Here is a 12251-nt window from a genome sequence, read left to right on the forward strand (position 1 = left end):
CTTAGTTGAATCCCTCCCACAATTCATGTGCAGAGTCAATTCTAAAATCTAAAATCTAAAATCTAAAATCTAAAATTATTGCTGGGCGGTTTAAACTGCTGAGTCTGGTCAGGAAAATTCTGACCCGGATTTAATATGAGAGCTTAGTTGAATCCCTCCCACAATTCATGTGCAGAGTCAATTCTAAAATCTAAAATCTAAAATCTAAAATCTAAAATTGATAGACTGACGGGCTTTATACTGTTTTTTCTGCTAAACTGCCCCGGAATATGTCAATAAATGTTTGATAACTGGTATGATTTACGTGCTTCGAGAGCATAAAATACTCGGAAGCAACCAGTGGGGCCAGACACAAACCTCACTATAAAACGCCGTAGAGGGAAAGATTGCCAGTACCTTGAAGGAAGTTCTCGATCTCCTTAACAGGAGTCAGAAGCCCACATCACAATCTATAGATTTGATGTAGGAGTGTCACATTCTAGAGCGCATTACAGGACAGGCTGAAGTAATGGCGAGACGACAATCTGACCAATTCCACACACCACCGCAATACAACCCATCCCCTAAACCGACGGCACAGTTCAGTGCAGAGGCGACAGGCGATGCGAGTTCCTTCGTAACGGCTGCGCCGAGCGAGGGAAAAAGAACTTTTTGGCAGTGGCAGCTTATCTGGCTGAGTCTCCTGGTGGGATTTGGAGTAACGGGGGCCGCTGCATTTCTGTGGTTGCTGACGATGCCTCCACCGCCCAATTGCCAGCAACTGTCGCCGCTGGCGGCGGACGGAGAGCGACTTTACTGCGCTCAGCAAGCTGCTAAGTCGGGCAAGCTAGAACAGCTAGAATCGGCAATGGCATTGGTGCAGGCTTGGCCGAAAGAACATCCGCTATACTCGCAAGGTCAACATTTGATAGGGGAATGGTCGAAGGCCATTCTGGGATTTGCCAGGGCAAAAATTGAGAGGGGCGATTTGAAAGGTGCTCTGGAGATTGTGGCGAAAATTCCGAAAACCAGTCGGTCTTACCCCGAAGTAGAAGAGGCTGTGACTGCTTGGGAAAAAAATTGGCAGGAGGGCCAAAAACTCTACGATACAGCCCTAGCAGCTTTGAAAAGTGAGGATTTAAGGAAGGCTTGGGATTATGCTCAAGCTTTGTTCAAGCTGGAAAATATTTTCTGGAGTCAGAAGCGTTACAACGAGCTGATAGGGCAGATTTCTTTGGAAAGAAACGGCTGGCAGCGCTTGCAAGAGGCTAGAGATTTGGCGAAGGACGAGACTCCGCAAAAGTTCGCTGAGGCGATCGTCCTAGCTCGAAAAATAGACTCGCAGCTTTTTGCCCGCGCTAAAGCTGAGAAGGAAATTGAGGGCTGGAGCCGGACTTTGCTGGCAATGGCGACTAAGCGGTTGGGGGCGAAAGATTTGCCGGGGGCGATCGAGGCTGCTTCTGTTGTGCCACAGGATTCGCTACTATTTGCGGAAGCTCAAGATTTGATGCAGTTGGGTAGGGCTCAGGCAGTGACGTGGAACCAGTCGATATCAACTCCGCTGCCACAACACATTTTTAGCTTGCTGGAAGGGAAGGGGGCTGCTAGCCAAATAGCTCCGGGTCGCCCTCTGTACAAGCAAGCTCAAGTTCAAATTGAAAATTTGCAGGTGCAGTTTCAAGATTTGCTGCGGCTGCAAGTGGCGAGTACGATCGCGAGTTTCGGTCACATAGGGACGTTTGGACTCGCGATCGAGCAAGCGCAAACTATCGGAATCAAGCAGCCGCGGCGGATTCACGCTCAAACTTTAGTGGCTTCTTGGCGCCGGGAAATTCAGCGGATAGAAGACCAATCTTTTCTGACTCTGGCGAAGCAGTTGGCAGAAACGCAAACGGTTGAAGGACTCAAGGGTGGCATGGCTCAGTTAGTCCTGGTTGCTCAAAACCGGCCCCGCAGAATAGAAGCGCAAACTCTCTTGGCTGAGTGGACGAAACGCATAGAAGTTATTCAAGATCAGCCTTTTTTGGATGAAGCGATCGCCCTGGCGAAGCAAGGAAAACTTAGTGCTGCTATTGAAAAAGCTTCGGCAATTAAGAGCGGTAGGATTTTGTACGCGAAAGCTCAGGATAATGTCTATCAGTGGGTGAGCGAACTGCAAGTGGCTCAAGACAGACCGATTCTCGATCGCGCTGCGGAATTGGCATCTCAAGGCAGTCTAGGAGCGGCGATCGATACTGCTTCCCAAATCGGTTACGGTAGGGCGCTGTATTCAGAGGCGGCAGGTGCGATCGGGCGCTGGAGTGCTGAACTCAGAGCCAACAGTGCGCCCCCGCCGGAAGCCGCTCGCGAGTACGCGCCGGAACCCGCTCGCGAGTACGCGCCAGCTCCAGCAGAGGAGTACGCGCCAGCTCCGCGACAGGAGGAGTACGCGCCAGCTCCGCGACAGGAGGAGTACGCGCCAGAGCCAGAGCCTTACTATCCGCCTGCGAGAGAGCCGGAACCGGAACCTTACTATCCGCCTGCTAGAGAGCCGGAACCTTACTATCCGCCTGCGAGAGAGCCGGAACCGGAACCTTACTATCCACCCGCTCCGGAGCCGGAACCTTACTATCCACCCGCGAGAGAACAGGCCCCGGCTCCGGCTCCGGAACCGGCTCCTCCGGCTCCAGCTCCAGAACCGGCGCCACCCTCGATTCCTGAATCGGTTGGACCTCCTGATGCTAATTTGCTCCCGGAGTAATTGGGTTTTCGCGCGATCGCTCTCTAAAATCTCAAATCTAAAATCAAGTGAGTAATTTCCAAGTGCTGACGATCGAAGGCGACCCCATTTTCCGGCTGGGGCTGCGAATCGCTTGCGAGCAGTATCCAGACTTGCAAGTTGTTGCAGAGGTTTCAACCCCAACCGAGGCTTTGCGAGTTCTAGAAACTCGCTCGCTCGACTCTGGAGCAGCCAAGAAGCCCGCAGATTTGGTAATTTTGGCTGTTGAGACCCTAAATTTGCGATCGGGTCAAATAGAGGCGGTGGCATTTTGTCGCCAACTCAAAAGTTTGTACCCCAACCTGCCTCTGTTGCTGCTAGGCGGGCCGCTGACACCGGATCTGTTGGCGGAGTTACAGGCGACGGGCGCGAATGGCTATTGTCCTAAAGGTAGAGATATTTCCCTGACAATCGAAGCTATTCGCGCTGTGGCGTCTGGTTGCACTTATTGGGCGCCGGATGCGGCAGCTAACTCGGAAACAGAACTAAACGCAGCGGTGGTTCAAACAGTAGAAAAATCCGCAGTAATTGTAGATAAAAATGCAGAGAATTCGACAGTTGATACGCCAGTACACAAAAAAATGCTGGCTCATTTGTGCCTCTCTGGACTGCGCGAAATAGATGCAACTTTGGCGGTTGTTCAAGCTGATTTGCAAGATATTAGAGCCGCCGAACCGACAGATTTGCCTTCTATTTTAGATGGGGTTGTACTCAGCGGGCGCCGCAGGGAATTGCTCGCAGCTCGCTGGATAGTCAGTCAGTTATTATTTGAAGGGAAAGGGGAGAAGGCAGAAGGAAGAAAGCAGAGGAAAGAAGGCAGAGGGGAGAAAGAAGAAATTAGAGGCGAGAATTTGTTAAAGAATTCTCAATCGCAATTAGCGAAGTCCCAAGTTTTGGCGGGATCTTTGGTGGTTGCAACTAATTGGCAAGGTAGCTTGTTTGACTCGGCGGCAGCTAAATTGCAGTTTGATTTGGTGAATTTGACTGGCTTGCCTTTGGAAATCGATATTTTGCGATCGACCAAAAAGCGTGAATTGATGACTTCCATCCTGCGGAAGTTAAAGGATTTGCTGGAGGAATTGCGCTTTTCGCAAGTGCAGGAAACTCAATTGTCGCAAAAAATGCCTGCTATTTTACGGGATTTGTGGCAGGCGACAATCATAGATTTTTTTGGCAGATACTATACACTGCAAACGGAAGAAAATCTGGTTTTTGATGGCAGTAAAACCAGCTTGACACTGGGAGAAAGTCAAGGGGAAAGCGCTACTGACATCTGGGCAGGCAGCAGCGTAGAAGTTGTACCGCAGTTGCTAGCAGATGCTGATGTAGTTGCAGCCGAAATCCTTGACAAAATACCGATGACTGTTGATTTTTTTGCACATTTGCTATTTGAAACTCCTCTAACAGTTGACAATGTTTCTTGTGTTGCTGGCAGCCCGGAAGCGATGCAGCGAGCTGAAGCTTTGTTAGAAAATTTGGCAATCCAAGTTGCTAGCGGAGTAGTACAGCCTCTACTAAATAATTTGGCAAATATTGAAGAAATCAAGCAAATTTTTTACGATGGAAAGTTGATTTCGACGCGAGAAATTGAGAGATTTCGCAATGATTTGTCCTGGAGATATAGCTGGGATAGATATTTTGTGGAACCGAAAGCTATTTTTGAAAGCAGGTTTTGGCTGTTTGTTTTGGGCGATTCAGGAATTAAGAGAATTTCTATTTATGCTCCTAGAAATCTGGAGTTAGCACAGTTGTCTGGGTGGCAGTTAGCCTTGACTTTGCTGCTGGAAACCAGGGATGCGATCGCACCTAGAGTTCGCGCGGTTATTTCGCTGTTGGGTGCTGGCGTTGTTTACGTTTTGACTCAGGTGATAGGGCGGGGAATTGGTTTGATCGGGCGGGGAATTATCCAGGGGATTGGTAATTCTTTGCAAGATAGTAAGTTTGGGAAAAATGGGTGATTAGTCATTAGTCATTAGTCATTAGTCATTAGTTGATAGTTATGAGTGAGCTAAAATATTTATAGCTGGTGGTATGATAACTAAATGGTAGACAGTTGACCAAAAGCAATTGGATCGTGAACCCCCGGATTTATCTGTGGGATTAATCTAAAATTTAAAAGGGGTTGACTTTTTATGAGTATTATGATAGCGATAGATGCCGATCGCATAAACAGTTTAGATTTGTCTCCGGTGCGGACTGTGATTGAAAAGTGGCTGGCCGAAGGAGCGATCGCCCAAAACGAACAACAGCTACAATTTGAAATTGAGTATCCGCGCGAAGAGTTAGATCCGCGAGAAATTTCAGAAATTCCCGAAGTGCGGCTGTGGTTTATTCGCTTGGATGCTTGTTATCCTTGGCTGCCATTTTTGCTGGATTGGAAAGCGGGAGAATTGGCGCGCTATGCCGCGATGTTGGTGCCGCACCAGTTCCACCGAACCCAAGGTATTCAGTACAATCCTGAAGCTTTGGAAATGTTTTTGATGAGCAAAATTTTTGTGTTGACTGATTGGTTGAATCAGCAGGGAATTCCCAGTAAATCGAAGTTGATGGCGATGTCGCAGATGTTTGGTTATGATTTGGAGGATGCTTTTTTTGATGTGATCGTGCCGCACAAATAAGCTGTAAGTAAGCCCACCTAAATTGTATTTTTTGGGCGGGCGGGACGCCCAACCCCTACTCCCCACAAGAATTTGCTCAAACTTGACTGTAAAATTTAGATGCTTCACACTATTGTGGGGTGGGCTTCTAGCCCGCCCAAAAAGGACGGGCGGGACGCCCATCCCACAATAACAATTAAAATTGTAAGTTATTTAATTCGCGAGCCTAAATTTAGATGCTTCACACTATTGTGGGGTGGGCGTCCCGCCCGCCCAAAAAGGCGTAAGGTACGCAGTGCGTACCCCACAAATAGCGTGGTAAGTCCTCTTCACAATTTTCTCAGAATTGAGAGCTAGTTTAAATAAACAACGATCGCCCGATTCAATCGATCGAGGAAATTTACCATGAAAACAGATTACCTCATCGTCGGCAGTGGTTTATCAGCACTGGTTTTCGGAGCTTTGATGGCAAACTCCGGCAAAACCGTACACATCCTCGAAGCTCACGAGCATCCCGGAGGCTTTGGTCACACCTTTACGATGGCCAAAAAATACACATTTAATGCCCAATTCCACTACGTTTGGGACTGCGGCGAAGGACATACAGTCAATCGAGTTCTCAAAAAACTCGGTCTCGATCGAGATGTCACCTTTGAACGGTACGATCCGAATGGCTACGACCACATGAGAATGCCTGGGTATGCGCTCGATATTCCCTCGGAACCAGAGGAACTGATCCGCAGATTGTCGGCGCTGTTTCCCGAAGCGGGCGAGAGAATTCGCCAATTCGTCAACGAAGTCGAGAAAACCGGCGAAGGACTCAGAAAACTCGCTCCTCCCGTCAAACCAATTGAATTGCTCAAAAATTTCGGTGACGTATTCTGTGCTGTCCAACATCTAAATAGTACACTTCAGGACGTTTTCGACAAGTTCCAACTCCCGCAAGCCGCCCAAACCCTATTAGCCCTGCAATGGCCGGACTTTTTGCTGCCTCCAAATCAGCTTTCTTTCTATGCTTGGATTGCCTTGTTTAGAGGCTATCAAGAAGGCGCATTTTACCCGACGCAGCATTTTGAATCTGTCATCAATTCTTTAGTTAAAGTCATTGAATCCAACGGAGGGAAAGTTCGACTAAACCATGAAGTCACGAATTTTAGGGTGACAAACAGAACAGTAACGGGAGTTGAAGCGATGGATTTGACCACCCATCAAACCCATGAATTCACGGGCGACACGGTGATTTGCAACCTTGACCCGAAAAGAGCGGCCAAAATGATTGGAGAGGAACTGTTCTCTAAAAAAGTGCGGCGAAAACTCAACTATGAGTATTCTGCATCTAACTACATGGTGTACTGCGTTGTCAAAGATATCGATCTCCGAGATTATGGATTTGGCAAGTGGAATACGTTTCATTCGGAACACTTGGATCTAAATGAAGCTTTTGCTCAAATGTATGAGCACAATGATTTTTCTCGTCCGAGTTTTGCAATTACAACGCCAACTTTACTAACGGAAGCGCGGCGGGATTGTCCAGAAGATTGTCAAATTGTCGAATTTCTGACTGTTGCTAATTACAGCTATTTTAAACAACTTTGGGAAACAGATCGCAAAGCTTACAGACAGAAGAAACAAGAGATTCTGGACTCGATTTTAGATGTAGTTGAAAAACACTATGTTCCGAATTTCCGCAAACACATGGTGTTTCATATTACCGGAAGTCCGACGACTAACGAGCGCTTCTGTTGGTGTCCTAACGGTAATTCCTACGGTTCCAGCCTGACGCCCCGCAACATGGGGGTCGATCGGCTAAATCATGAAACATCCCTCAACAATTTCTATTTCTGCAACGCCTCTTCGGGCTATCCAGGCTTTGCGCCGACATTTTGGACGGGGGCGCTGCTTTATCAACGTTTATCCGGCGATGCGATTTTAGGCTAAGCAATGCCAATTAAATAACGGCGATATCTCGTAGGTTGGGTTGAGGCTTTGCGAAACCCAAAATTTGCTGATATCTGTCAGGAAACGGCAATGCCCTGTCCCTCGCCGGCAAGATTTGTAGGGATAGATGATTGCCGTTTCGTACCGATAATATCGGCATTCAATTAATATCTATTCAACTAATCAATAGCGGTACAGTTTGCAGTGTGTACCTACATATAAACCTTAGAGGTAAGTGTTGTAATAGCTATCAAATACAATTCGTCAAAAGAATGCAACCGTAGGCAATATTCCGACCACTAGCTTCATCAATTATTCCCACTTATTTCATCAAAAATCGAAAATACAAAATCCACAATGGTATAACCTATCAATCTAGGAGTGAACTATGAGAATTGCAATTGTTGGGGGCGGAGCGAGCGGTATGGCAGCAGCCTACTGGCTCGATAAACAGGGACATCACGTCACTGTGTTGGAAAGTCAGCCGATTTTAGGCGGACACATTCGGACGCTGAACAAAAATTTTGTACCCAATCAATCTGAGTGCAATGAAATATTAGAAAATGGCGTGCTGGAATTTCCCACGGTGTTTTACAATTTCGTGGCTTTTATGCAGGAGCTAGACGTTGAATTAGAACCCGTGCAGATTGGTTCAGCGCTGTTTTTTAAAGATGGCACCCACTTTTTGTCTGCGGTATCTATCCAAAATAATTTCACCGGAATCCAACGCCTGATCGAGTATTTGCGACTTGATAGTCTCTACGCTCGTTCGGCGGGATTTATTTTAAAAATGCGGTTTGCTAAACAGCACGATTTCTACGATGTGTCGCTTTCTGAGTCTTTGAAAAGCTCGTGCGTCCGCAATTATTGGCTGAAGTTGCTGACGATGTACAGCTACTCGATACCGTTTGAATTGCTCGACAATTTCCCGGCCGAATTAGCGATGCCTGTTCTACGCGAATATGGCTTGGTCAACTGGGTGAGGATTAAAGGCGGGGTGTATTCTTACATTGAAAAGATTTTGGAGCGATTTAAGGGCGATATACGGCTAAATGTGGAGATTGCCAATATTTTTAGAAGTGCGAATGCTGTAAAAATTGTGCTTTCTGATGGGGAAATCCAGGAATTTAAGAAGGTGGTTTTTGCGATGCCACCAGATCAAGTGATGAGGTTATTGTCTGATCCGACTGATGCGGAAACGAAGCGGTTTTCGGCGTGGAAAGCGAATTATGCCACCACTGTACTGCATTCGGATACATCGATGTACGATCGCTATGGTATCCGCAAGTTATCAGAATTTGATTTTTTCGAGACGGACAAGGGATGGGGATATAATGCGAGCTTGAATCAGCTTTGCGGTATCTCCTCGCCACGAGAGTACAGTTTAGCTTTTCAACTGCAGGAGTCGATCGCCCAAAAGCACATTATTCACATTCAGAAACATCACACGCCGCTGTACACTGTCGAGTCTTTTCGATATCGAAATGAAGTTATCGAGACTAATGGCGAGAACAACACTTATCATGCGGGAGCTTATTTGGGGGATGGTTTGCACGAAGGAGCCATTACCTCTGCTTTGCGAGTCGCGAAATTAATCGGGTGAGCTCAATTGTGATGCTACAAACTCTCGCAAATATCAGTAAATTTCTTGCCGGTGCAACACTCTCACAAAAGTAATGATGTCGGCATCAAAAGTTAAACCAATGCGAGAGTCGTACACTCGGATGCGAAATTAATTTTTGGCCTTGCCTAAGCTGCGACACCACGTGCTGCAGTTAAGTAGACATCATTGCTCAAAGATGGGGGGATTGTTGATCCGGCTAACTGAGTACCCTCAAAGTTGGTTCCCGTGAAACTTGCGCCGCTCAAGTCGGCTTCGCTCAAGTCTGCATAGCACAGCCTAGCCCAATCGAGGTTTGCCTGCACCAAAGAAACCCCCACCAGATTTGCCCTGGTTAAATCTGCTCCCATCAACTGGACGCCCCGCAACTGAGCCCCGCTGAGATTGGCAGCTAACAAGTTCGAGCCTTCCAGGTTTACCCCGTTCAGTTTGGCTTCGCTCAGGTTGACGCCATTGAGATCCGTCCTGCTCAGGTCGATGCCATTGATGTAAGCTTTCCTGAGATAGATGCCTGTTAGTTGAGCGCCAAAAAGCTTTGCACCGCTGAGTTTTGCCCCTCCGCAGTTTGCCCAGTTGAGGTTGGCTCCTGTGAGGTTGGCGCCTCGCAGGTTGATGAATTGCAGGTCGGCTGTACACAAATTGGCGTTCCAGAGGATTGCGCTTCGCAGGTTGCTACCGATGAGTTGGGCGCCACTCAACTTTGCCCTGGGCAGTTTTGCTTTGACGAGGAAAGCTCCGCTGAGATTGGCTTTCGTGAGCTCTGCGTCCGCTAGTCTGGCTTGACCCATTTTGGCAAAACTCAGATTGGCCCTGTAAAGGTTTGCGTCGTTGAGTTCTGCTTTGGTGAGATGCGCCCGACTCAGGTTAGCTCCCGACAGGTTAGCCCTTGAAAGGTTGACGCCAACTAACATAGCTCCGCTGAGGTTTGCTCCGCTGAGGTTTGCGTCAGCAAAGTCTCTGTTTCCATTTTCGTACTCTTTGAGCAGCTCGGTTACTTCCATACGGGTCACATTCCTTATAGCGGAAATTAATCTAGAAATAAACACTCTTTATAAGTATTTTATCTCAAAAGGAGCGGACTGGATCGCACTTTCAAGAAAGCTGACAATTAACTTTATATTTATACATATACTTTGTGCTTTTTCCAGACTCCCGACCGTTTTGAGGTCATAGTCTGAAACCCTTGATTTATCGTGGGTCTCTAGTGTGCTTCGGCAAGGGTGGCGATCGTACTGAGATCCGTGAAACCATTATTCTCAGTAGGTAAGCCATCAAACCCTGTCCGAAGTGTTAATCAATAGTTAAAATCAATATTCTTATTGTCCACTGTGGCTAACAGCTTTTTTTAAACGGAGACGGCAAATTTGTTGTTGTTTTTGCGCCCGGTGTCGCGAAGACTGGCATGGTCATAGCTCCATATTTTATCTACTGTCATTCGATTTTAGATTTTAGATTTTAGATTTTGGATTGACTTGCGCGAGATAAATTCGGGGGCGTGAGGATTTTAGATTTTAGATTTTGGATTGATTCCACGGATAAATCACGTGGCGGGTACCACCTTTGAAATTCTTGGTCATTTTTCAGGAAAATTAGATGTGGAACAACAGCTTAATCAGCCCGAATTTTTCTCGGTAGTCTCGCAGCAGTTCTGCTCGTGCTTTTCAATATTTCCTTTAGTCGATCGGGTGAAAAGTAATTTCAGACATTGTAATTCTGAGGAATTTATCGATATGCCTAACGGTAGAGGGTATTCGTTCAAAACCTAGCGGATAATATACTGCATATGGTACAAAACTAACAGCGATTAATATCTGTATAGCAGCACCTCGTCTACTTGCAGTTAGGCAAATGTGTCAATCTATGTTATGCTGAGTCAAAATTGAGGAAGAATCATGTCAAAAGAAAGAAAAAGCAACAAAGAAGTCAAAAAGCCAAAGAAACAACCTGATGGTGTTGCTAAGCCGAAGGATGACAAAAAAAATTATGGTAGCACGGACGGCCGCAAGTAGAGATAGCGGCCACTCTCGGAATTGCGATTAATTTTGTGTAATTGTCATTACTATCGATTTTTAACAGATTTAAATATCCTATTTTGGGATAATCCGAAAACAGGTTTATTATATCTAGGGAATATGCAGTGCTAAACCCAAAGTATAATGAAATCTGTTTTTAGCCATGAATATCAAACATTCTGTCGCCGATCGAATTTAACACCATTTTTTTAGACTTGGTTGAAAAAAAAGATAGTTCGATCGCCTAAATCCATCAAATCCCATCACAGCGATATCTCAGTAACTGCAATATTACCCTCAAAACACACGTCAACATCAGTCCCCGGTGCCCGATCGCGCGACCCATACTCTCCCGCATAATAAAAGTATTCTCCCTCCATCCGGTAAACCACTGGCAGTGGCTGCGTCGAAGGCTGGCAAAACACAATTTCCGGTTCCGCACTTCCCGGCGCTAAATGTGGCAAATTCACATTCCAGAAACACCCCGACTTTGGTTCCCGGTTCAGCAAATCTGCCAACACCCGCGATGTCCAACGAGTAGCGACATCCCAGTCAATTTCGAGCGGCCTTTTAATCCGGTGGGAAATTGCGATGCCCGGAATACCGTGCATCGCGGCTTCCCGCACAGCCGCAACCGTACCCGAAATATACACGTCAACCCCCAAATTTCCACCCGCGTTAATACCCGAAAGCACCAAATCCGGCTTCGCACAAAGATGATGAAGAGCGATGCGGACGCAATCGGCCGGTGTTCCCCCTACAGCATACTCAAATTCCGATCGCCGATCGACATGAATCGGACTGTGAGCCGTCACCTGATGCCCGCAGCCCGACAATTGGCCTTGGGGAGCCACCATAATTGTCTTGCCGCTTACTGCTTGCAAAAGTGCTTGAATCCCCGGAGCATCGATGCCGTCGTCGTTGGTTAAAATTATCATTGAAAATGTGTCGGTTTTATAGAACCGATTTGAGAGCGCAGAGGATGGCAACCTTCTGGTAGCTTTAGCCCAAATTGGTTGTTGGTTGGTGGCGATCGTCAGTATGAGGATTGCCACACATTTATATCATCGCATTAATTCAACAGTTGCCCCAGAAATGTGGCGCGCCACATTTTAGCCCAGTCGCACCTTGATATGACAGCTAAAGCGACTTGTTACGCTTGCCCCAGTGCAGCATTCATGACATCAGTGTCGATGCAAACATCTAATCACATAATTTTTTCCTCGGCTCTCCCCGATGCTTTGTCTTAAAAGTAGCACCTGATACTAAGCATCTGAGACTGAACGTTGAAACCCTCGATCGTGCTAAATTATTAGCTTGCGTTATCACCATAAGTATGAGAGAGC

The 12251-nt window shown here is 46.8% G+C and carries 7 protein-coding genes; 5 read left to right on the plus strand and 2 right to left on the minus strand.

Features of this window, described 5'->3' with window-relative positions; all coding sequences use genetic code 11:
• Window positions 1-508 precede the first annotated feature (508 nt).
• The 5 genes from QUB20_RS16830 (at window position 509) to QUB20_RS16850 (ending at window position 8875) form a co-directional block, all read left to right on the plus strand.
• Window positions 509-2719, plus strand: coding sequence for a hypothetical protein (locus QUB20_RS16830; RefSeq protein ID WP_333243231.1), 2211 nt, complete (start codon window positions 509-511; stop codon window positions 2717-2719).
• Between the two features lie 47 nt (window positions 2720-2766).
• The gene (locus QUB20_RS16835; RefSeq protein WP_333243233.1) at window positions 2767-4695 is read left to right on the plus strand and encodes a DUF3685 domain-containing protein; all 1929 of its coding nucleotides are present in this window, start codon (window positions 2767-2769) and stop codon (window positions 4693-4695) included.
• Window positions 4696-4869: 174 nt separating this feature from the next.
• Window positions 4870-5355, plus strand: a complete 486-nt coding sequence (locus tag QUB20_RS16840; RefSeq protein ID WP_333247521.1) for a CRR6 family NdhI maturation factor — start codon at window positions 4870-4872, stop codon at window positions 5353-5355.
• 384 nt (window positions 5356-5739) lie between these two features.
• On the plus strand, window positions 5740-7272 hold the full coding sequence (locus QUB20_RS16845; RefSeq protein ID WP_333247519.1) for an NAD(P)/FAD-dependent oxidoreductase: 1533 nt from the start codon (window positions 5740-5742) through the stop codon (window positions 7270-7272).
• 388 nt (window positions 7273-7660) lie between these two features.
• Window positions 7661-8875 (plus strand): FAD-dependent oxidoreductase, encoded by a 1215-nt coding sequence (locus QUB20_RS16850; protein WP_333247517.1) that lies wholly within the window; start codon window positions 7661-7663, stop codon window positions 8873-8875.
• 146 nt (window positions 8876-9021) lie between these two features.
• Here QUB20_RS16850 and QUB20_RS16855 read toward each other — a convergent pair whose 3' ends face one another.
• The gene (locus QUB20_RS16855) at window positions 9022-9894 is read right to left on the minus strand and encodes a pentapeptide repeat-containing protein (RefSeq protein ID WP_333247515.1); all 873 of its coding nucleotides are present in this window, start codon (window positions 9892-9894) and stop codon (window positions 9022-9024) included.
• Between the two features lie 1274 nt (window positions 9895-11168).
• On the minus strand, window positions 11169-11843 hold the full coding sequence (surE, locus tag QUB20_RS16860) for a 5'/3'-nucleotidase SurE (RefSeq protein WP_333247526.1): 675 nt from the start codon (window positions 11841-11843) through the stop codon (window positions 11169-11171).
• Window positions 11844-12251: the final 408 nt, after the last annotated feature.

It is taken from the genome of Microcoleus sp. B4-C2 (genome assembly GCF_036705265.1).
Lineage (GTDB): Bacteria > Cyanobacteriota > Cyanobacteriia > Cyanobacteriales > Microcoleaceae > Microcoleus.

Bases quoted from the DNA above. Each gene is read 5' to 3' on its own strand.
- QUB20_RS16830 (WP_333243231.1), top strand. From the start codon at position 509: ATGGCGAGACGACAATCTGACCAATTCCACACACCACCGCAATACAAC.
- QUB20_RS16840 (WP_333247521.1), top strand. From the start codon at position 4,870: ATGAGTATTATGATAGCGATAGATGCCGATCGCATAAACAGTTTAGAT.
- QUB20_RS16845 (WP_333247519.1), top strand. From the start codon at position 5,740: ATGAAAACAGATTACCTCATCGTCGGCAGTGGTTTATCAGCACTGGTT.
- QUB20_RS16850 (WP_333247517.1), top strand. From the start codon at position 7,661: ATGAGAATTGCAATTGTTGGGGGCGGAGCGAGCGGTATGGCAGCAGCC.
- QUB20_RS16855 (WP_333247515.1), bottom strand. From the start codon at position 9,894: ATGGAAGTAACCGAGCTGCTCAAAGAGTACGAAAATGGAAACAGAGAC.
- surE (WP_333247526.1), bottom strand. From the start codon at position 11,843: ATGATAATTTTAACCAACGACGACGGCATCGATGCTCCGGGGATTCAA.